The sequence below is a fragment of the Nocardiopsis valliformis DSM 45023 genome, assembly GCF_000340985.1.
GTDB classification, from domain to species: Bacteria; Actinomycetota; Actinomycetes; order Streptosporangiales; family Streptosporangiaceae; genus Nocardiopsis; species Nocardiopsis exhalans.
In genome coordinates this window covers 148,706-169,258 of record NZ_ANAZ01000010.1, presented here as the reverse complement: position 1 = coordinate 169,258, position 20,553 = coordinate 148,706, and the positions used below count along the sequence as shown (strand labels likewise).

Sequence of the window (20,553 nt, the reverse complement as noted above, 5' to 3'; positions counted from 1 at the left end):
GGTCACCCCATTGCCAAGGGATGTCCCCCACGTGTGGTCAGAGCCGGTACTGGGCGTCGGGCAGATCGTCGTCCGGTCCGGGGGGCGGCGGCGCGGAGTGCGCGTTGCCCGCCGGCGGCGGCCCGCCGTAGGACGGCCCGGCGGGCGGGCCCGAAGGTGAAGCGGGGGCCTCGTCCTCGTCCATGATCGCGGCCATGTCGGCGGACAGGGTCGACTCCTCGGCCTTATCACTGCGCCACTCGTCGCGGATCTCCTGGTCCTGCCGGCCCATCACCGAGTCCATGTCGGCGTCGTGGGTGGAGTAGGCGGACTGGGCGGGTTCCTCCGGCCAGGCGCCGGCGGCCAGGAACGCGCTGTCGTAGGCGTCGTTGGCCTCGTCGGAGAAGCTGGGCTCCGCGGGGCGCGGCCCGGTGAGGGGGTCCGAGAACGGGTCGACCGGCGCGTTCGTGGGCGTGGGCACCGGCGGCGGCATGTCCGACAGCGGGTCGCCGCCGAAGCTCGCGCTGGGGTCGGTGTTGCTCCGCGGGTCCGCGGTCTCGGTGGGTGCCGGCCCCGGGAAGGAGTTGCCCATCGGGGCGGCCGCGGGCGCCGAGGCCATGGCGGTCGGGTTCTTGTTCTCACTGCCCAGGTAGGACAGGGCGGCCACGGTGAGCGCGGCGAGCCCGGCCCGCAGGGTGGGTTCGCGGTCGGGTGCGAAGAACGGCGAGTGGTTGCTCGGGACGTTGCCCATCTTCTCGTAGGGCGTGTCACCGGGGGCGTTGTCCCACACGTCGTGCGGGGTGGCGCCGACGAACCAGAACACGTACGGGATGGGCTGCGGGTCCTCGGGCAGACCGAAGCGGCAGAAGTCTTCGGTCGCCGGGGAGGGGTCCGGCAGGTGGATCACGTAGTCCGGACCGAAGTAGGCGTGGTGAGCGGCGGCCACGTCCCCGGTGGCGATCGGGTCGTTGTGGGTGACCCCGCTGCCCTGGAAGCGCTCGACCTCGGGTTCGCGACCGGCACCGGAGGCGGCGGCCTCCGCGCGCACGATCCGCTCGATCGACTGCTCCAGCTGGTCCGCGATGTTCTCGTTGAGCGCGCGGGTGCTGATCTCCAGGTAGGCCTCGTCTGGGATGATGTTGGCCTTGGTGCCCGCCTGGAGCTTGCCGACGGTGAGCACCGCCATCTCGCTGGGGCTGATCTCGCGGGAGACCACGCCCTGCAGGCGGGTGACGATGTTGGCGGCGATGAGCACCGGGTCCACGGTGGTGTGCGGCTGGGAGGCGTGGCCGCCCTCGCCAAAGATCCGCACCCGGTAGGCGTTGGCTGCGCCGAGGATAATCCCGGCCCGGTGGGAGATGAGCCCGGCGGGCTGCGGACCAAGGTGCTGGCCGAGGATGACGTCGGGGCGGCCGAAGCGGTCGTACAGACCGTCGTCGATCATCCGCTGGGCGCCGTCGAGGGTCTCCTCGCCCGGCTGGGCCACCACCATGACCGTTCCGGCCCACTCCTCACGGGTCTCCGAGAGCAGGTCGGCGACACCGATCAGGCAGGCGGTGTGAGCGTCGTGGCCGCAGGCGTGCATGACCGGGACCTCGACGCCGTCGGGGTCCTGAGCCTTGGCGGTACTGGCGTAGGGCAGACCGGTCTTCTCCTCCAAGGGGAGGGCGTCCATGTCCGCGCGGAGCATCACCGTGGGGCCGGGGCCGTTGCGGAGAATGCCGACCACACCGGTGCCGCCGACGCCCCTGTGGACCTCGTAGCCGGTTCGGTTCAGCCATTCCGCGACGACGCTGGCGGTGCGCTGTTCGGAGTGGGAGAGCTCCGGGTTCTTGTGCAGGTCGACGTAGACCCCCTCCACGAGCGGGAAGAGCTCGTCAAGGAGTCGCATGACCACGCTGCCGTGCTGAGCTGCACGGTTCGGGTCCACCGCGTGCGGCACGGTTTCCACCGCCTTCTTCGTTCTCGGCTGCGGGCGCTGAAGGATGAATGGTTGTCAGGGGGGTTCAGCCGCCTGGGAGCAGCCTATCGGCGAGGCCGCCGCCGGTTCACACTGCCACATTCGTGCCGTGGTGTCCCCTGGTGGAACCCATGGGTTAGGGTCTGCGCACGGTAAGCCATCACATGCCCGTCTCCACCGGCCCCCGGGCCCTCATGAGACCCGCACCCGAGCCTGAGCGCGCCTCGGGAACCTTTACCTGATTTGTGCGAACTACTGGCATACCGCAGTATGTCTCAGTAGCGTAACGGAAGCATATTCGCCGAACGGCTTCGCCCGGTACCCCCTCGCGCGCCACGCGGCACCGCACCACCTGATCCCCGCCCTCGGCCGGCCGGACGACCTCCATCCCGCACGGAGGGTCGCGGGACCGACACCCATAGCCCCGAAATGTGATCTCGGAGTCCTTTGTGGCCTCATCCATGACCAGTCCCGCACCGCAGCCCCCGGAGAACGGGCACAGCGCGACAGCCCGGGTCTCCGCGGCCACGGCCAAGGCCGCGCAGGAGAAGCCGCCGGGTCGTGACGCCCGCCTGGACAACGCCAAGTTCATCCTCATCGCGCTGGTCGTCGTCGGCCACGCGATCCAGCCGCTCACCGACTACGGGCCCGCCAGTGCCCTCTACTACTGGATCTACTTCTTCCACATGCCCGCGTTCATCCTGATCAGCGGCTACCTCTCCCGATCCTTCGACGCCTCGTCGAACCGGGTGGAGAAGCTGGTCCTGACGCTGGCCGTCCCCTACTTGATCTTCTGGACCGCGCACCAGGCGATCTACACGGCCGAGCGCGGCGAGCTCCCGGACTCCCTGTCCGTGCTGCAGCCCACCTGGACCCTGTGGTTCCTAGTCGCCCTGTTCCTGTGGCGCCTGAGCGTGCCGGTGTGGCAGCGGCTGCGCTGGCCGGTGGCGATCGCGATCATCATCTCCCTGTTCGCCGCCACGGCGGACCTGGGCACCACCCTGTCCCTGGGCCGGGTGCTGAGCTTCCTGCCCTTCTTCGTGCTGGGCCTGAGCCTGCGCCGCGAGCACTTCGCCTACCTGAACAAGCTCTGGGTGCGCGTCGGCTCCGTGCTGGTGCTGGGCGTCACGGCCGTCCTGGCCGTGCCGATCTCGGACCACCTGAGCCGGGACTGGCTGTTCTGGCGGGACAGCCTCACCGACCGCGACATCGACCCGCTGCTGCCAAGTATCGGTCTGCGGCTGGCCTTCATGGGTCTGGCCCTGGCCATGACCATCGCGGTCCTGGCACTCACCCCGAAGCGGCAGACCTGGTACACGTCGCTGGGCGCCTACACGCTCTTCGTCTACCTGGGCCACTCGGTGGTCCTGCTCATCCTGAAGAACACGCCCTGGTACGACGTGATGACCGGCCCGGTGGGGCTGGCTGCCACACTCGCGGCGAGCGTGGGGCTGACCCTGCTGCTGTGCACCCCGTTGGTGCGTAAGTGCCTGCAGTGGGCGGTCGAGCCGCAGCCGACCTGGTTCCTGCGCCAGGACGACAAGGGCCTCGCCCGGAAGGAGGCCGACGCCAGGAAGCGTGCGGCCGGGAGCAGGACCGAGCGGGAGAAGAGTTCCGTCTAGGCAGAACCTCCCGACACCTCCCGGCCTCCCGCGAAAGGCACAGCAGAAGGGGTGTCCCGCGCGCGGTGCGGGACGCCCCTTCTGCTTGTCAGAGAAGTCGGCTCAGCTCATTTCGGGCCGCCTCGGCTCAGCTGCCGCCGCCCGCGGTGGCCGGGGTCGCGGCGGCCAGCTCACGGCGGCGCACCTCGAAGCGCTGGGACTCCTGGTACAGGCGGGCCACCAGCACCACCTCAAAGAAGGCCAGAGCCAGCACGGAGAAGACCGCCACCGGGATGATGAGGCTGTTCAGCGGGGTGAAGAAGGCCACCAGCACGGTCACCGGCGCCACCACGCACAGGAACATCTCGAACTCGATGCCGCTGAACAGGTGCGGGCGCACCCGGTGCTGGAGCAGGAAGTTCCGCACCCGCGGATAGAGGCCCTTGGGCGCCGGGGTCTCCGCGTTGGCCGGGGCGTCCGACATCTCGTCGTCCTCGGGGTCGGACACGTCAGGGTTGGCGGCCTCCGCGCGCAGCCGGTCGGTGTCGCCCGAGGCGACCGCCAGGGCCTGCTTCATGCTCTTGCGCGTCTTGGCGACCTGCGACCCGTTGAGGTAGCGCAGCAGATCGAAGAAGACCACCACCGGGGCGACGATCAGGTAGGCGGCGTTACCCGTGACCAGCCACTGGCCGATCAGCAGCGCCATCACGCAGCCGAAGAAGCGGATCCGGTCGAAGACGAAATCGACCCAGCTACCGAAGACCGACCCGTTGTGCTTCAGCCGGGCGATCTTGCCGTCCATGCAGTCCAGGACGAAGCTCAGGTGGAACAGCAGCGCGCCGGCCAGCAGCCACGCCCAGCCCAGGTCACCCGCCCAGACGGGGGCCGCGAAACAGATCGCGGACAGCAGGCCCAGCACACCGGCGCCCAGGGTCAGCTGGTTCGGTGTGATGTTGGTCCGGTTCGCCGTCCACACCACCAGCCGGCCTGCCAGCGGATCGACCAGGAAGACCGTCCACCAGGCGTCCTTCGCCTTGTAGGTCTCTTCCTTGACTTGCGCGAGAGTGAAACGCGACATGCGGGAGTTCTCCTGGAAAGCCCAGAGCCCGAGAAGGCCTACGGCGCACTGAATGCGGTCGCCGATTCGAGGCAGGGGCGAGGGCCGAGTAGAGGTGGGATCGAGTCATCATGCCAGACGGGGGTACCCCCAACCTAATGGGTGACGGCATACTTGACTGGTAAGAGGGGGATCAACAGGGTGCCGCCAGCGGCGACGCGGCGGAGTGGTCCACCCCCTTCGGTCTCGACCGAGGTAGAGGCATTGCGTTTTCTCAACGACCAGGTCCCCAGCCAGGACCTGACCTACAGCGACGTGTTCATGGTCCCGGGCCGCAGCGCCGTGGGTTCCCGGCTCAGCGTCGACCTGTCGTCCCCGGACGGCACCGGCACCACCGTGCCGCTGGTCGTCGCGAACATGACCGCGGTGGCGGGCCGCAGAATGGCCGAGACCATCGCGCGCCGCGGCGGTATCGCGGTCATCCCGCAGGACATCCCCTTCGAGGTGGTCTCCGACGTCATCGCCTGGACCAAGCAGCGCGACCTGGTCTACGACACCGCCATCACCCTGAACCCTGCCAGCACCGTCGGTGAGGCCCTCAACCTGCTGCCCAAGCGGGCGCACAACGCCGTGATCGTCGTCGACGACGAGCGCCGCCCGGTCGGCGTGGTCACCGAGGCCGACTGCGCGGGCGTGGACCGCTTCGCGCAGCTGCGCGACGTGATGTCCACCGAGCTGCTGACCATCCCCGCGGGCACCGAACCGCAGGAGGCGTTCGGGATACTGCACGACTTCCGGCACCGGCTCGCCCCGGTCGTCGACGACAAGGGCGCCCTGGTGGGTGTGCTCACCCGCACCGGCGCGCTGCGCTCCACCCTGTACAAGCCCGCCGTGGACGGTCGGAACCGGCTGCGCATCGCGGCCGCCGTGGGCATCAACGGCGACGTGGCGGGCAAGGCAGCCGAGCTGCTGGCCGCAGGTGTGGACACCCTGGTGATCGACACCGCGCACGGCCACCAGGAGAAGATGATCTCCGCGATCGAGAAGGTCCGCGCGCTCTCGCCGGACGTGCCGATCGTCGCGGGCAACATCGTCACCGCCCAGGGCACCCGGGACCTCATCGAGGCCGGGGCCGACATCGTCAAGGTCGGCGTGGGCCCGGGCGCGATGTGCACCACCCGGATGATGACCGCCGTGGGCCGCCCCCAGTTCTCCGCCGTGCTGGAGTGCGCAGCCGCCGCCCGTGAGCTGGGCAAGCACGTGTGGGCGGACGGCGGGGTGCGCCACCCGCGCGACGTCGCCCTGGCCTTGGCCGCCGGTGCGTCCAACGTGATGGTGGGTTCCTGGTTCGCGGGGACCTACGAGTCGCCCGGTGACGTCATGCGCGACGCCCAGGGCCGCCAGTACAAGGAGAGCTTCGGGATGGCCTCGGCCCGCGCGGTGCGGCTGCGCACGTCCGAGGACTCCCCGTTCGACCGGGCCCGCAAGGCGCTGTTCGAGGAGGGCATCTCCACCGGTCGGATGTACCTGGACGCCGAGCGTCCCGGGGTCGAGGACCTCATCGACCAGATCATCGCCGGTGTGCGCAGCTCCATGACCTACGCGGGCGCCACGTCGCTGGCGGAGTTCCAGGAGCGCGCCGTGGTGGGTGTGCAGAGCGCCGCCGGGTACAACGAGGGCCGCCCCGTGGAGAACGGCTGGTAGTCCGAGTACAGCAGAAATGATGGGGAGGGGCCTGAAGGCCCCTCCCCTTCTCCTTGGCTGCTTGGGCTCTAGACGGGTTCGATGCCCTCGACGATCAGCAGGACCTCCTCGGGGTGGCCCTCAACGATGCCGTCGGGGTGCTCCAGCAGTTCGTCCAGCACCACCTCGTCCATGTAGAGGACCTCGATCACCACTCCGGGTTCGGGGACGAAGAGGGCTCCGGCTCCGTTGTAGTAGCCGGTGCCGTCCGGGAGCTCCTGGATGCCGCCTCCGGGCAGGGCCTCCTCCAGTGCGGTGCCGTCCTCGGCCTCCGGATCCAGGTAGGCGTCGACGCCGGTGAAGTCCTCCTGCCGCAGGACCGTGACGGACACGTCGGAGGGGGTGAACGCCTCGCGCGCGGCCAGTACCCGGCCGTCGTCGTCCACGAGGTGGTCTACGTCAATGATGTCGGGCAGCCAGGAGCGCTCGATCTCCTCGTCGTAGGGCAGAGCCGCCCCTTCGCCCAGTTCCTGGATCAGCCACGCGTTGGCGTCGTGGTCGTAGGGGGCGCCCTCCACGGCGTCGGGCAGGTAGGTGATCTCGTAGCCGCTGAGGTCGCCCTCAGCGGGGAAGTACCCCTGGGCCTCCAGGTACGGGGCGGCCTCCTCCAGGGTCATGCGCTCGGAGGGTGCGCTGCCGTCCGGGTTCAGCTCGGGGAGTGCCTCCTCCGCGGCGGCGGAGCTGGGTTCGATCTCCTCGGTGGTACCGCAACCAGCTGTTCCCACCATGAGGGCCATCGCGCCGAGGGTCATGGCGAGGGCGGGGGCGGAGGGGGTGTGCTTCTTCCAGAAGGTCATGCTTCATCTTCGCGGCCGATGCCCCCACCCCGCCTGAGTATGGGTACTCAACCTCCTGTCACGAAGGGCTTTCAGCCCTCGACCGAGCCTTCCAGGCGTTCCTTGTGCTCCTTGCGGTACTGGCCGCAGAGGCGGTCCGCGTGCCGGATGGGTTCGGGGATCCGGTACTTGGGTGAGAGCCGCAGGATGAGGTCGGCCGAACCGGCCAGGTCCACGCGGTGGCCCACGGACACGTAGACGGGTTTGGTCCTGGCGCGGGTGCGCAGGACCCGGCCGACCACCTCGGCCCCCTCCGCGGCGAGGGTCTCGGTGTCGTCCACGAGCTCGGAGCGCCCGGCGACCATGGGCGTCCACGAGCCGCGCTCCTCCCCCGGCGGGGAGTTGCGCCCGTAGAGCACGGACTTGGCGGAGCCGATCACCGGAGCGTCGATGAGAACGCCCAGGTGGCTGGCGATCCCGAAGCGGCGGGGATGAGCCAGCCCGAAGCCGTCGCAGACGAAGACGTCGGGGGCCACGGACAGCCCCTGGATCGCTTTGAGCACCGGAGGCAGTTCCCGGAAGGCGAACAGCCCGGAGATGTAGGGGAAGGAGGGGGTGTCGGCGACCAGGGAGGTGTCGACGATCTCCAGGGTGCGGGCGTCCAGGACCACGGCGGCCGCGGCGAGCTCGGTGTCGCCCACGCCGTAGCTCACGTCCAGCCCGGCGACGTAGCGCACGGAGTCGGGGTCGAGGGGTTCGGTGCGCACCCGGTCGGCCAGCAGACGCTGGCGGGCTACGGCCTCCTTGGGTTCGGCGGGCCAGTTCTCCGGGTCGTCCAGAGCCTTGGCCGCCCGCTCCTCGATGTTGCTCACGTGATCTCCCCCGATTGCCTCGTCCGCACCCCGTCCGGTGTCCTGCCGAGGCGCAGTCTAGGCCTGGAGTGCCTCGGTCCGCGTCCCGTACACGGACGCGGAGCGAGGCCGTTCGGTAGACGTTTCGGCGGGCGGGTTCAGCGGGGAGCGGGCGCGGCGGCGAAGGGCTTTCCGGCCCCAGGGACGCCGATCCCAGTCCAGCGGAAGGGGACACCCGTGGCCAGGGGGATCTCGGGGTGGTCCATCAGCTGAAAGTGCAGGTGTGGCTCGCTGGAGTTGCCCGAGTTCCCGCAAAGACCAATCCGCTGGCCGGCAGCGACCCGGGCCCCCTCCGCGACCTCGATCGAACCCCGCTTGAGGTGGGCGTAAGCGGCATAGACACCGCCCCCCAGGTCCAGGACGACGCGGTTGCCGAAGATGCGGTGCACCCCGCCGAAGGCGCGGACGCAGCCCTCACCGAACAGGTAGAGCAAGCCCGGGTAGGAGTTGCGGCTGCGGTGGTCGCGCTGACCGTCGGACACCTGCACCACCGTGGCGTCGGCGACCGCCAGGATCGGCTGGCCGAAGGCCGGGAAGCCGTCGTTGGGGCGCCGGGTCATGGGCCACCAGCCGTCGACCAGCGGTCGGCCGGAGTCCACGAAGACGTCGATGGCGTACTCCTGGCCGGTACCGCGTACCCCGTGGCTGGGGACCTTGTCGGCCGGGCTGTTCACCGCGGTCCACTCACCGCTCACCGGCGGGGCGACCTCCAACGGGTCAGGCGCCTCCCGCTTCCGTTCCGCCCTGTGCCACACGGCCCGGGCCGTGGCCGCGGCCGCGAAGAGTGCTCCGACCAGTACGACCGCGGCCAGGTTCCACCAGGGAGAGAGGCCGAGGCTCTGCCTGAGGACGAGCAGCAGGAACACCACCGGGATGCTCAGCAGATAGAGCCGTTGCAGTACCCGTGCGGTCTTCGCCATGTCTTCTCCCCGGTTCACGGTAGCCAGATAAGCATTATTACGTAATTACGTATCAACGTATCCCACCTTTCACCCACGGAAAAGCGCGGGCCAAGTTCGACCGCTGATCCCGACATCCCCTGGTGCGCCTGGTTGTGCCAGAGGCCACAGGCCCGAACGCTCGGGACCACCGTCCCGGGCCAGTACCGTGGAGCCGTGAATTTGTACTGACTGGTCAGTTCAAAAATGGGGGAGGCCGCAAGGATGCGTCGGGCCACCGGAGCTCGCGTGCACGCAGAAGGCGTCACACTCACCACCCGCGAGGGGCCCGTCTACACGGGGGTCGACTTCACCGCCCGCCCGGGGACGCTCACCGTCTTCCAGGCCGATTCCGGGGGCGGTCGCAGCGCGCTGCTGCTCACGCTCTCCGGCCGGATGAAACCCACCGGGGGCACCCTGCACGTGGACGGATACACCCTGCCCAAGCAGGCGCGGAAGGTACGGCGGATCAGCGCGCTCGGGCTGATGGACGACGTCAACGCCCTCGACGAACGCCTGCGGGTCAGCGAACACCTCTCCGAGGCCCGCCTACTGCGACTGCGGCCCTCGGCCCGGTCCGTGTCGGACGCAGCGATGAGCGCCGCCGGGTTGGCCGACCTAGACCGCCGGACCATGGTCAAGGAGCTCTCCATGTTGGAGCGGCGGCGCCTCGGCGTGGCCCTCGCCCTGGTCTCCGAACCCCGGCTGCTCGTGGTGGACAACGTGGACAGCGGGCTCAACGACGAACACCAGGCCCGGATGTGGCGGTCGCTGAAGGATCTCGCCGACGAAGGGCTGACCGTGATCGCCACCTGCGCCGACTCCCGGGAGCTCGACACCGTGGCCGATCAGGACACCCAGGGCCCCCTCCCGATCAGACAGGACGGTAGCGGCGGGAAGGACGAGACCGGGAACGGCACGGACGCCGACAGTACGGACACCGGCAGCACCGGAACCCACAACGCTGGCACCCACGACTCAGGGGCGGAGGACACCGGGCAAGTGATCGGTATCGACGAACTGCTCGACCGCGAGGGATCGGCGACGGAGAACACCGGTGGGGGTGCGCACCGTGAAGACTCGTAGGAAACCCGGCGCCCCCCGCTACCGCCTCCTGGCCGTCCCCCGGCTCGGACTGCTCACCATGCGGTCCTTCCTGCGGTCGCCGCTGCCCACCGCGGCACTCGCCGCGCTCATGCTCATCCCCCTGCTCTACTCCGGCATGTACCTGTGGTCGTTCTGGGACCCCTTCGACCGGATGGAGAACCTGCCGGTCGCCCTGGTGAACGCGGACGAGGGTGCCGAGGTCGACGACGAGGAGGTCAACGCTGGCGACGAGCTCACCGAGACCCTCCTGGACCGCGGGGACCTGGACTGGCACCTCGTGGACGCCCAGGAGGCCGCCGTCGGCCTGGACGACGGCACCTACTACGTCACCCTCACCATCCCCGCACACTTCAGTGAGGCCATCACCTCGCCCTCCCGCGACCGCGAGGAACCGGTCCCCGCGCTGCTCGTCGCCAACTACAACGACTCCAACAGCTACATCGTCCGCCAGCTCGCAGGGAGCGCCTTCAAGGAGATCCGCGAGGCGGCGGCGACCTCCGCCATCAGCGACTACCTCGACCAGATCTTCCTGGGCTTCAACGAGATCCACAGCAAGACCGAGGAGGCCTCCGAGGGGGCCGACCAGATCTCGACCGGCGCCGACGACGCCGAGACCGGCTCCGGGGAGCTCTCCGAGGGGATCGACAGCGCACACGAGGGCGCGGGGTCGCTGAGCGGCGGGATCGGCCAGCTCTACGAGGGCTCGAAGACCATCGCCACCGGTGCCACCGAGGCCTCAAACGAGGTCAACGAGAAGGTGGGCGCGCTCGACGACCTCGTGGACGAGTGGCTGCCCCAGCTCGAAGAGGACATCCCCGACGTTCAGAAGAAGGCCAAGGAGGCCGCGAAGGTCTCCGGTGCGGTGTCCGAGGCCCTGGGCGAGCTGCCTGAGGAGATCGATGTCACCGCGCTGACCGACGTCGACGGCCGGCTCGCCGACTACCTGGGGGACCACCCCGAGCTGGAGGAGGAGCAGCCCGAGCTGTACGAGCTGCTCACCGACCTCCAGGAGGGCATGGCCACCGCCCTGGAGGTGGCCGGGTTCGTCAACGACAACCGCGAGGACATCGATTCCGCCGCGGCCGAGGCCGCCGCCCTCAGCCAGAAGGCGGTGAGCCTGTCCGAGGACCTGCCCGACATCGTCGAGGACGCCGAGGACGCCCGGGAGCAGGTCGACGAGCTCGCCGAGGGCCTGGCGGAACTGGCGGAGGGCACGCGCAACCTGCGCGACGGTCTCTCCGGCGCCGCCGAAGGTGCCGGGGAGCTCAACACCGGGCTGGGCACACTCAGCGGCGGTGCCGGTGACCTCCATGACGGCCTGGGCCAGCTCTCCTCGGGCACGGAGGAGCTCGCCGAGGGTCTGGCCGACGGGGTCGAGGAGATCCCCACCTACTCCGACCAGGGCCGGGTCACCGCCTCCGACATGATGAGCGAGCCGGTCCGGCTCGACAGCGAGGTGGACAACGAGGTGCCCAACTACGGCACCGGGTTCGCACCGTTCTTCGTGCCGCTGTCCCTGTGGGTGGGCGCCATGATGGTGTTCATGGTGCTGCCCGCGCTGTCCAGCCGCGCGCTGGCCTCCTCCGCTGCCTCCTGGCGGGTCGCCCTCTCCGGGCGGATCGTCCCGCTGATCCTCGGCTGGGCCCAGGTGGCGGTCATGCTGACCGTCCTGCACCTGGCGCTGGGTCTGGACTCCCAGAACTGGCTGCTGCTGATCGCCTTCCTCGTACTGACCTCGGCCGCGTTCACCGCGACCGTGCAGTACCTGAACGTGAAGTTCAACGCCGCGGGCCGGGTGGTCGCGCTGGTGTTGCTGGTCCTGCAGCTGACCTCGGCGGGCGGCACCTACCCAATCGAGACCAGCCCGGCGTTCTTCCAGGCCATCGGCCCTTACCTGCCCCTGCACTGGGGGGTGACCGCCATGCGGCACCTGGTCGGCGGCGGCGACATGACCGTGGTCGCACAGGCGTTCGGGGTGATGGCGCTGTGGCTGGTGGTGCCCATGCTCCTCACCTGGCGTGCCGTTGCCAAGAAGCGCGAATGGACGATGTCCACGCTCTACCCGGCGCTGAAGATCTGACGGGTGACCCGGTCACGGGCACAATGGGAGGAATGAACGTGAGCACCCCCGAACCGGGGCGGCCCCTCAGCGGCCGCCGTGAAGCCACCCGGCGCAAACTCTTCGAAGCGGCCGTCACCCTGATCTCGGAACAGGGGTACGGCGCCACCACCGTCGACGAGATCGCCGAACGGGCCGGCGTCGCTAAGGGCACCGTCTACTACAACTTCGGGGGCAAGAACGAGCTGTACGCGGCCCTGATGGAGTGGGGCGTGACCCGCCTGGCCGACACGCTTCGGGACTCCGTGCCCGACCCCGGCCAGGGCGCCGCGCCCCGCGAAGCCCTGGCCGAGGTACTGCGGGCCGGGGTGGTGTTCATCAGCACCCACGAGGCGCTGGCCCGGCTGCTCATCGCCGAGGCCTGGCGTACCAACCGCGCCTGGTACGAGGCGGTCCGACAGATCCGCACCGAGGCGATCGGGGTCATCACGGACCAGCTCGACGCCATGGTCGAACGCGGCCTGACCCGGCCGGACCTGGACACCTCCCTTGCGGGATCCGCTCTCTTCGGCATGGTGGTCACAGTGGCTCTGGACTGGCGTACCCTCCAGCCAGAGCGTCCCGTGGAGGACATCCACACCACCCTGGCGCACATGGCCGACGGTCTCATCGGCCAGCCTCCCCGCGCTGATCCCCCGCATGAAGAACCCCGGAGAGGACTCCCCCGCCATGGCTGACCTTTACCCGCTGCTGCCGGTGATCGTCGGTGCCATCCTGCTGTGGATGGTCACCCGCGACACCCGGATGGAACTGCGCCTGGTCCGCAACGGCGTCCGCGCCAAGGGAAGGGTCATCGGCTACCACGAGACGTCGGTGGCCTCCCGAATGATCGTGCAGTTCCAGACCGAGGACGGCAAGGAGATCCACGCCGAACACGAGAACACCGGCTGGATGGCCTCCCGCGCCGGAGAGATCGTCACCGTCTCCTACGACCCCGAGGTCCCCGAACACGCCCGCATCGTTTCCGCCCCCTGGCTCAGCCACTGGGTCCGCGGCATGTTCGGCTCCCTCGGCCTGCTCCTGGTCCTCATCGGAGCGTTCCTGGGCTACCTCCACTGGACCGTGTAACCTTGCGCCTCCGCTCCGCTTCGGCGCGTGTTCTCCGCCTTTGCGGAGGGATGCTTCATCCTCGCCGGCGCCTGACGCTCGTTCCTCGCTAGCGGATTGACTCGTCTTGCACTGTGTTTCAGAAGATTGGCCTCCCCGGCGCACGAACGGGAAGGAACACTCCCTGTGGCTGGGCTTCCCAGGTGAGCTCTCCGCTTGTGGCCGAGGTGAGCAGGAGAGTTTCCTGTGGTCAAGGCATCCATGGCTGAGGCCCTGAGAAAGAACACCCCTGCGGCTCAGGACAGAGAGGGGACGTCCTCCTTGGGCGGGACGTAGCGAACCAAGCGCTGGGGAAGGGACCCGGTCAGGCTGGAGCGGGTGCGGACGCGGGTGCGGCAGATGAGGTCGGCCAGGCCCGCACCGTCGGGGCGGACCACCGCGGTGCAGGCGTGCAGGACGGCCACCGCGAGGGCGAACCACGGCAGGCCGAACGCGATCAGCGCGGTGACCGGGGCGTACAGCAGCGCCGCGCGGGCCAGGACGCGGCGGCGGACGGCCGGGCGGGGCAGGCTCCACTCGGTCAAGGCCAGGTGGACGGCGGCGCGGCCCAGGGTGCTGCGGTCGCGGCGCAGCAGGGGCAGGAAGAGGCCGAAGAGCAGGGCCAGTCCCAGGAGGGTGCCGGTGAGGACCTGTTCCTGGGTGCCCGGGCGGATGATCCCGTAGGCGTTCAGCAGGGCGACGAGCGTGGCCGCGCCGAACCACCACAGGCCCAGGTCGATGAGGGTGCCGAACATGCGCCGGGCCAGGTCCGGGGCGACCCGGTCGGGGACGGCCACGGGCCAGGAGCGGTGCGGGCCGAACGGCCAGACCGCGGGCACCCAGCGGGCGAGCAGCCAGCCCAGGAGGGTTCCGGCCACGGCGATCCCGGCGATCTCGAGGGCAGCGGCGTTGTAGGCGCACGGGTAGAGGCCGAACACACCGGTGGCGCGGACCGCGTGCACCGCCACGGCCAGGCCGGTGCCGAGTGCCACCGTGGTGAACACTCCGCGACGGAACCTGGAACGGGCCAGGATCCCCACCGGCAGGAAGAGCCCCAGGGCCAGGGCGGCGTCACGGAGTTCCAGTGGCGGGGCAGGTGCGGGTTCGATGGGGCAGAGCCCGTCGGCCGAGGCGGGCAGCGGCCACACCGCGTACACCGCCAGGCCGAGCCCGACAAGCAGGGCGGCGAGGGTGAGCTGTCCGGGCCAGCCCACCAGGCGCCCGTAGCGCCGGTGCTGTCCGCGCAGGTAGAGCGCGGATCCGATGACCATCAACAGCGGTATGGCGGCGACCGCCACCTCGATGGCGGCCTGACCTCCGCCGAACGGTTGCCCCATGGCGTGTGCGTTCCCCTTGCTCGTTCCCGGGGCGCCAGGCTAGTACGCCCCGCGCCGATACGGGGAGGGAACGGCGACATCACCTCCGAAGAGTAGTTCGGCGGGTATCCGGTAGCGCCTCACAAAGCGGAACCGGGAACCACATGTGACGTTCGCCCTATAGGACATAGCCCCCTCCTGGAACACCGTCCCCACAAGCGCCATACCTTCCCTTAGGTGAACATTTCGCAACTTCATGGCAGACTGCCAGCGGTACCCGGATAATCCGTTGTTTCCCAGGCGAGATACCATCCCCAACGCCGAAACCCCCGTTTGTGGTTACTCTGCGGTAGGCCCGGCCTCGACCACCCCACGACGGGACGAGAACGGCCCGCGGGGTGGAGCCCCCACGTGCGAGCGCGCCGACCGCCCAAGAAGCGGGAACAGGCGGCCACGCGGCCCCGCCACCACCCCGAGAAGACTTTGACGCGGATCGACAGGAGAACCGTGCAGGCAGTACCGAAGAAACGTGGGCGGACGATCACCGCCCGTATCCGCGCCATGGTCATGATCCCCACCACCGCGCTGGTCGCGTTGTGGCTGATCCTCACCTTCGCCCTCGGCGGCGACGCGGCCCTGAAACTGATCCGGTCCAAGGCCACCGACGATCTGGTCACCCCGGCCGCCGTCGGCCTCGTGGACGCGATGACGGAGCGGTCCGCGACGATCGCCTACATCGAGAACCCCGGTGACGCGGACCTCGTCCAGGAGCTGGAGCAGACCCGGCAGGCCACCGACGAATCCCTGGGCGCCGTCGTCGAGGACCTCATCGGGTTCGCCGACCTCGCCCCCGGCGACGCCGGCATGCACATCGAGATGCTGCACGGCATGTATCAGGAGATCGGCGAGATCCGCGAGGCTGTCGACAACGGCGACGCTGGCCGCGCCGACGTCCTGGACTACTACAACGAGCTCGTCCTGCAGGGCGCCGACAGCTTCGACACCCAGGGCCGCGAGGGCAACGAGGGCGCCTCCGTCAGCCCCGGCTTCACCGCGGTGTACATGTTCCGCGCGGTGGACGTGGGCGCCAAGCTCGACGCCCAGATCGCCCGCGCCTTCGCCACCGGCGACCTCTCCCTCGAGGACCAGCGCGAGTTCACCGCCCTGCTGGGCGCCTTCGAAACCCTCCTGGACGCCAACGCCCCCTACCTGGGGGGCGAGGGCCACCTGGAACGCTACGAGGCCCTGTTGGAGAGCCCCGAGTTCGCCACCCTGACCCGGCTCTCGGACGAGATCGTCGAGCGTGAGATCGAGTCCACCACGGTCACCGACCCGATCACGCTGGTCCCGGAGACCGTCGACGACCTGACCATGCCGGTCGACAAGGCCGAGTGGAGCACCGCCTACGACCACGTGCTCACCGAGCTCACCGACCTGGGCGCGGGCGAGGCGCTGCACTCCGCGCAGATGACCCGTGAGGCCGCCAACCGCGCCGTGGCCCTCGCCGCTGGCGGCAGCCTCGGTGTCGCCGCCGTCATCGCGGTGGCGTTCTTCCTGGCCCGGCGTTCCTCCCGTAACCTCACCGAGCGACTGCTCACGCTGCGCACGGAGTCCCAGGACCTGGCCGAGAAGCGGCTGCCGGAGATGATGGACCGCCTGCACCGCGGCGAGCGCGTGGACACCTCCACCGCGCTGCCCGAGCTCAAGGCCGGGGACGACGAGATCGGTGACGTTGCGCAGGCGTTCAACACCGCCCAGCGCGCCGCCATCGAGGAGGCCGTCCAGCAGACCGAGCTGCGCCAGGGCGTCAACCGCGTCTTCCTCAACATCGCCCACCGCAGCCAGACGCTGGTCCACCGCCAGCTGCGCCTGCTGGACAAGATGGAGCGCGAGCAGGAGGACCCGGACCAGCTCGCCCAGCTGTTCAAACTGGACCACCTCGCGACCCGCTCCCGCCGTAACGCCGAGAACCTGCTGATCCTCGGCGGTGAGGCCCCGGGCCGCACCTGGCACCGCCCGATGCCGCTGATCGACGTCCTGCGCGGCGCTATCTCCGAGTCCGGCGACTACACCCGGGTCAAGCGCGAGCGCATCGCCCGGGTGAACCTCAACGGCCCCGCCGTCGCCGACGTCATCCACCTGGTCGCCGAGCTGGTCGACAACGCCGCCATGTTCTCGCCGCCGCACACCCAGGTACGACTGAGCAGCGAGGACGTACCCAACGGCGTGACCATCGAGATCGAGGACCGGGGCCTGGGCATGACCGACGGCGAGCTCGCCTCGGCCAACGCCCTGCTGGCGGACCCGCCCGAGTTCGACGTGATGCGGCTCAACGAGAAGATGCGCCTCGGCCTCTTCGTGGTCTCGCACCTGGCGCACCGCCACGGTATCCGCGTACACCTGCGCCCGTCGCCGTACGGCGGCGTGCAGGCCATCGTGCTGCTTCCGCAGGACCTCATCTCGGGTGACCGCACCCCGCTGCCCGCGGGTGAGGACAGCGGCGAGGACATCTGGGAGGTGCGCGAGATCGTCGACCGCACCCCCGGCGCCGCGCTGGAGGCGAGCCGCACCAAGCGGCCCGGGAAGCCGCTGCTGACCTCGGTTTCCACGTCTCCGGCGCCCGAGAGCGACCGGTCCGGCGCAGACAGGGCTGACGGCGGCAGGACCGGCGGTGACAGGGGCGGCGACGCCAAGGCACGGGCCGAGGCTTCGACCGCGCCCGAGGCAGCGTCCCAGTCCTCCGCTCCGTCCCCCGCCCCGGCCGAGGCGCCCGAGAGCGACCTGCTCAGCACCCCCGCCAAGGACGACGACCGCCGTCCCTCCCTGCCCACCCGCAACTCCCGGATCAGCGCGGTTCCGGACTCCCCCGCGGGGTCCCCTGCCGAGGAACCCAAACCGGCCGAGAAGGTTCAGGCCGGCGGCGGCCGCCCCGCACTGCCCAAGCGTCGCCCGCAGGAGAACCTGGCCCCCCAGCTGGCGACCGATCCCTCCGACACGGGGAACTCCGGCCCCGCGGCCGGCGGCAGCTCCTCCTCCGAGTCGACCCTCGACGGCAAGGAACGGCTGGCCCGGCTGCGCCGGAACATGTCCGCGTTCCAGCAGGGGACGGACCGCGGACGGCGCGACGGCCAGCAGAACACCAACGACACCGACAAGGACGCGTAACCGTGACGAGTACCGAAAGCGCCGAGCGCGGCAGCGGAAACGCCGCGGGCAAGAAGGACATCGACTGGCTGCTCGACGAGTTGCTCGAACGCGCCGTGGGCTCCCGCCACGCGATCGTCCTCTCCGCTGACGGCCTGCTCATCGGCCGCTCCCGCGAACTGGTCAAGGAGGACGCCGAGCACCTGTCCGCGGTGGCCTCCGCTTTCCAGAGCCTGGCCCGGGGCACCGGCCGCCACTTCGGCGGCGGCGAGGTCCTGCAGACCGTCGTGGAGATGGAGAGCGCCTACCTCTTCGTCACCGGCGCCGGCCGCGGCGCCTGCCTGGCCGTCCTGGCCGAGGAGAGCTCCGACGTCGGCCTCATCGCCTACGAGATGAACGTCCTGGTCGATCAGGTCGGCCGTTATCTCGACGCCGCGCCCCGCCACGAGGGCGCTTCCGGGGAAGCCACGCGTTAGGGGTCGGTATGCAAGCGCACAACGAGTTCGATCCGGGGATATCGCCGCACGGCCTGCCGCATCGCGACGCGATCGGCGGCTACGGCGACGACGCCCCGGGAGCCGAGGAAGCGGGACCGCTGGTCCGGCCGTACGTGATCGCACAGGGCCGCGACCACGCCGACGCCATCCAGCTGGACATGATCAGTGTGGTGATCGCGGCCAAGCGCGCCGAGGTCGACGAGATGGCGCTCGAACCGGAGCAGCTCCGCATCCTGGAACTGTGCCGACGCCCCCAGTCAGTGGCCGAGGTGTCCGCCCACCTGGACATCCCGGTCGCCGTCGTCAAGGTCCTGCTCAGCGACCTGCTCAACCGCGGCCTGGCCCTGGCCCGCGCCCCCTACACAGCAAAGAGCCCGGTCAGCCGGGACGTACTCCAGGCGGTTCTCGATGGCATCCAGAGACTCTGACCCGGGCCCCGAGGCCCCCGTCCCCTCGGCACTGAAGATCCTGGTGGCCGGTGGTTTCGGCGCAGGCAAGACCACTCTGGTCGGCGCGGTGAGCGAAATCGCCCCGCTGAGCACCGAGGAGGTGATGACCGAGGCCAGCTACGGGGTCGACGACCTGTCCGGCGTGGAGTCCAAGACCACCACGACCGTGGCGCTGGACTTCGGCCGCATCACCATCAGCGAGAGCCTGGTGCTGTACCTGTTCGGCACACCTGGGCAGGAGCGCTTCTGGTTCATGTGGGAGGAGCTGTCCGAGGGCGCCCTGGGCGCGATCGTGATCGCCGACACCCGACGCCTGGAGACCTGCTTCGCCGCGGTGGACTTCTTCGAGCGGCGCGGGGTGCCGTTCGTGGTCGCGGTGAACTGCTTCGAGGGCGCCCACGAGTACGAGGCGGACGAGGTGCGTGAGGCTCTGAGCCTGAGCCCCGACATCCCGGTGGCGCTGTGCGATGCCCGCCAACGCGAGTCCGCCAAGCAGGTCCTGCTGACCCTGGTGAACCGGGTAGCGGAGCGTGTGACCGCGTAGGAACGCGGAAGGCGTCACCGCTCGGCGGGACGTGTCACCGCGCAGGTATGCGGGCATGGGCGGGTGAGGGGGGTCCGGAGCCTCTCCTCGCCCGCCTTTCCGCGTTTTTGGGAACATTCCGGACACGGTTCGCCGCCCGAGGCGGGACAGCACCCCTCCACCAGCTGTACACACGAAGCGTCCAGGTAAAGTGCCAGGCGGTGAAACGTCTTCCTGGTGGGCGTTTCGCGGTACCCGACGACCATGGACCCGTTCGGGCGGGCCCGGACGAGGTGGAGTTCAGATGAAGCGTTTCGAGTGGCGCGACAGGATCCACAGCCTTGACGCCGAGGCCGACTGCGAGCGGATCGTCCAGATCCTGGGCACGCACGAATTCCCCTGGGACATCGAGCAGGCCCTGGGGCTCGCGCTGTACCGCACTTACGCCGTTCCCTCCATCGGCGAGCTGCTCGGGCACACCCTCGAATTCACCGAGCGCACCCAGCACCGCTACGACGACACCGCGCTCATCCTCAACGACATCATGGAGCACGGCTTCGGTCCCGGCCGCGGACGCGACGCGCTGCGCCGGATGAACCAGATGCACCGGTCCTACGACATCAGCAACGACGATTACCAGTACGTGCTCAGCACCTTCGTGGTCATGCCGGTGCGCTGGCTCAACGACTACGGCTACGGCTGGCGCAAACTGAGCGACCACGAGATCGCGGCCAGCACCAACTACTACCGCAAGCTCGGCCAGCACATGGGGATCAAGGACATCCCCGAGACCTACGCCGAGTTCCGCGAGCTCATGGACTCCTACGAGGCCGAGCACTTCGCCTACTCCGAGGGCGGCCGCGCGGTCTCCGACTCCACCCTCGAACTGATGGTCGGCTTCTACCCGGCCTGGCAGCGCCCCCTCGTGCGCCCCTTCACCCAGGGGCTGCTGGACGACCCGCTGATCAAGGCCTTCAAGTACCCGGAGCCCTCGGCGTTCTGGCGCAAGTCGGGTGATGTGGCGCTGAAGCTGCGCGCCAAGGTCGTGCGGCGAATGAAGCCGCGCGAGGAGCCGCGCTGGGCCCGGATGAGCCCCAACATCCGCAGCTACCCGGACGGTTACGCTCCGGACCGCATCGGCACCTTCCCGCAGGGCTGCCCGGTCCCGCACGACCTGCGCACCCAGGACGTCCCCGGGACCGGCGCGAAGGTTCCCGCACCGGGGCAGGCCGTCGCCCCCGATTCAGCCGGCACCGAGTCGGCCAGCACAGAGGCGGCCGGCACCGAGCCGAGCGAGAACTGAACCCGCGTCCCGACCCGCCCCCGAACCCCTCTCCGGAGCCCCAG

General features: G+C 69.7%; 17 protein-coding genes. 11 read left to right on the top strand and 6 right to left on the bottom strand.

Annotated features, from left to right (window positions below):
• Positions 1–37: 37 nt before the first annotated feature.
• The gene (locus D457_RS0111500; RefSeq protein ID WP_017580814.1) at positions 38–1,930 is read right to left on the bottom strand and encodes an amidohydrolase; all 1,893 of its coding nucleotides are present in this window, start codon (positions 1,928–1,930) and stop codon (positions 38–40) included.
• 470 nt (positions 1,931–2,400) lie between these two features.
• On the opposite strand from D457_RS0111500, the gene D457_RS0111495 reads away from it, so the two are divergent.
• Positions 2,401–3,561 (top strand): acyltransferase family protein, encoded by a 1,161-nt coding sequence (locus D457_RS0111495; protein WP_017580813.1) that lies wholly within the window; start codon positions 2,401–2,403, stop codon positions 3,559–3,561.
• A 127-nt stretch (positions 3,562–3,688) separates the two neighbouring features.
• On the opposite strand, the gene D457_RS0111490 is transcribed toward D457_RS0111495, so the two are convergent.
• On the bottom strand, positions 3,689–4,618 hold the full coding sequence (locus D457_RS0111490) for a CDP-alcohol phosphatidyltransferase family protein (RefSeq protein WP_017580812.1): 930 nt from the start codon (positions 4,616–4,618) through the stop codon (positions 3,689–3,691).
• A 243-nt stretch (positions 4,619–4,861) separates the two neighbouring features.
• Between D457_RS0111490 and D457_RS0111485 the strand changes: the two genes are divergently transcribed.
• Positions 4,862–6,301 (top strand): GuaB1 family IMP dehydrogenase-related protein, encoded by a 1,440-nt coding sequence (locus D457_RS0111485; RefSeq protein ID WP_017580811.1) that lies wholly within the window; start codon positions 4,862–4,864, stop codon positions 6,299–6,301.
• 68 nt (positions 6,302–6,369) lie between these two features.
• Here D457_RS0111485 and D457_RS0111480 read toward each other — a convergent pair whose 3' ends face one another.
• The 3 genes from D457_RS0111480 to D457_RS0111470 form a co-directional block, all read right to left on the bottom strand.
• Positions 6,370–7,137: a hypothetical protein gene (locus D457_RS0111480; protein ID WP_017580810.1), complete on the bottom strand. Its 768-nt coding sequence runs from the start codon at positions 7,135–7,137 to the stop codon at positions 6,370–6,372.
• 71 nt (positions 7,138–7,208) lie between these two features.
• Complete coding sequence (locus D457_RS0111475; RefSeq protein WP_017580809.1) at positions 7,209–7,988, bottom strand: endonuclease V; 780 nt, start codon at positions 7,986–7,988, stop codon at positions 7,209–7,211.
• Between the two features lie 137 nt (positions 7,989–8,125).
• Complete coding sequence (locus D457_RS0111470) at positions 8,126–8,947, bottom strand: M23 family metallopeptidase (RefSeq protein WP_017580808.1); 822 nt, start codon at positions 8,945–8,947, stop codon at positions 8,126–8,128.
• A 243-nt stretch (positions 8,948–9,190) separates the two neighbouring features.
• Between D457_RS0111470 and D457_RS32370 the strand changes: the two genes are divergently transcribed.
• The 4 genes from D457_RS32370 to D457_RS0111450 are packed head-to-tail and all read left to right on the top strand — an operon-like array spanning position 9,191 to position 13,259.
• Positions 9,191–10,051 carry an ATP-binding cassette domain-containing protein gene (locus D457_RS32370; RefSeq protein WP_017580807.1) on the top strand — a complete coding sequence of 287 codons (861 nt, stop codon included), beginning with the start codon at positions 9,191–9,193 and terminating at the stop codon, positions 10,049–10,051.
• Positions 10,052–10,109: 58 nt separating this feature from the next.
• Positions 10,110–12,152, top strand: a complete 2,043-nt coding sequence (locus D457_RS0111460) for a YhgE/Pip domain-containing protein (protein WP_169542737.1) — start codon at positions 10,110–10,112, stop codon at positions 12,150–12,152.
• A gap of 32 nt (positions 12,153–12,184) precedes the next feature.
• The gene (locus D457_RS0111455) at positions 12,185–12,868 is read left to right on the top strand and encodes a TetR/AcrR family transcriptional regulator (protein ID WP_017580805.1); all 684 of its coding nucleotides are present in this window, start codon (positions 12,185–12,187) and stop codon (positions 12,866–12,868) included.
• Positions 12,861–13,259, top strand: coding sequence for a DUF3592 domain-containing protein (locus D457_RS0111450; RefSeq protein WP_017580804.1), 399 nt, complete (start codon positions 12,861–12,863; stop codon positions 13,257–13,259). Before D457_RS0111455 ends, D457_RS0111450 begins: the two co-directional genes overlap by 8 nt.
• 275 nt (positions 13,260–13,534) lie before the next feature.
• Here D457_RS0111450 and D457_RS0111445 read toward each other — a convergent pair whose 3' ends face one another.
• Positions 13,535–14,614, bottom strand: coding sequence for an RDD family protein (locus D457_RS0111445; protein WP_017580803.1), 1,080 nt, complete (start codon positions 14,612–14,614; stop codon positions 13,535–13,537).
• A gap of 486 nt (positions 14,615–15,100) precedes the next feature.
• On the opposite strand from D457_RS0111445, the gene D457_RS0111440 reads away from it, so the two are divergent.
• The 5 genes from D457_RS0111440 to D457_RS0111420 all read left to right on the top strand — a co-directional run bounded on the left by D457_RS0111440 (position 15,101) and on the right by D457_RS0111420 (position 20,509).
• Positions 15,101–17,758 (top strand): nitrate- and nitrite sensing domain-containing protein, encoded by a 2,658-nt coding sequence (locus D457_RS0111440; protein WP_017580802.1) that lies wholly within the window; start codon positions 15,101–15,103, stop codon positions 17,756–17,758.
• 2 nt (positions 17,759–17,760) lie between these two features.
• Positions 17,761–18,213, top strand: a complete 453-nt coding sequence (locus D457_RS0111435) for a roadblock/LC7 domain-containing protein (protein WP_017580801.1) — start codon at positions 17,761–17,763, stop codon at positions 18,211–18,213.
• A gap of 8 nt (positions 18,214–18,221) precedes the next feature.
• Positions 18,222–18,662 carry a DUF742 domain-containing protein gene (locus D457_RS0111430; RefSeq protein WP_017580800.1) on the top strand — a complete coding sequence of 147 codons (441 nt, stop codon included), beginning with the start codon at positions 18,222–18,224 and terminating at the stop codon, positions 18,660–18,662.
• Complete coding sequence (locus D457_RS0111425) at positions 18,643–19,227, top strand: GTP-binding protein (protein ID WP_026116549.1); 585 nt, start codon at positions 18,643–18,645, stop codon at positions 19,225–19,227. The genes D457_RS0111430 and D457_RS0111425 overlap by 20 nt, the downstream gene beginning before the upstream one ends.
• 283 nt (positions 19,228–19,510) lie before the next feature.
• Complete coding sequence (locus tag D457_RS0111420; RefSeq protein WP_017580798.1) at positions 19,511–20,509, top strand: oxygenase MpaB family protein; 999 nt, start codon at positions 19,511–19,513, stop codon at positions 20,507–20,509.
• The last annotated feature ends 44 nt before the right edge of the window (positions 20,510–20,553 follow it).

Coding starts and splice junctions, on each gene's coding strand:
- D457_RS0111495 (WP_017580813.1), top strand. CDS start 2,401: ATGACCAGTCCCGCACCGCAGCCCCCGGAGAACGGGCACAGCGCGACA.
- D457_RS0111490 (WP_017580812.1), bottom strand. CDS start 4,618: ATGTCGCGTTTCACTCTCGCGCAAGTCAAGGAAGAGACCTACAAGGCG.
- D457_RS0111480 (WP_017580810.1), bottom strand. CDS start 7,137: ATGACCTTCTGGAAGAAGCACACCCCCTCCGCCCCCGCCCTCGCCATG.
- D457_RS0111470 (WP_017580808.1), bottom strand. CDS start 8,947: ATGGCGAAGACCGCACGGGTACTGCAACGGCTCTATCTGCTGAGCATC.
- D457_RS32370 (WP_017580807.1), top strand. CDS start 9,191: ATGCGTCGGGCCACCGGAGCTCGCGTGCACGCAGAAGGCGTCACACTC.
- D457_RS0111460 (WP_169542737.1), top strand. CDS start 10,110: ATGCGGTCCTTCCTGCGGTCGCCGCTGCCCACCGCGGCACTCGCCGCG.
- D457_RS0111455 (WP_017580805.1), top strand. CDS start 12,185: ATGAACGTGAGCACCCCCGAACCGGGGCGGCCCCTCAGCGGCCGCCGT.
- D457_RS0111450 (WP_017580804.1), top strand. CDS start 12,861: ATGGCTGACCTTTACCCGCTGCTGCCGGTGATCGTCGGTGCCATCCTG.
- D457_RS0111445 (WP_017580803.1), bottom strand. CDS start 14,614: ATGGGGCAACCGTTCGGCGGAGGTCAGGCCGCCATCGAGGTGGCGGTC.
- D457_RS0111430 (WP_017580800.1), top strand. CDS start 18,222: ATGCAAGCGCACAACGAGTTCGATCCGGGGATATCGCCGCACGGCCTG.
- D457_RS0111425 (WP_026116549.1), top strand. CDS start 18,643: ATGGCATCCAGAGACTCTGACCCGGGCCCCGAGGCCCCCGTCCCCTCG.
- D457_RS0111420 (WP_017580798.1), top strand. CDS start 19,511: ATGAAGCGTTTCGAGTGGCGCGACAGGATCCACAGCCTTGACGCCGAG.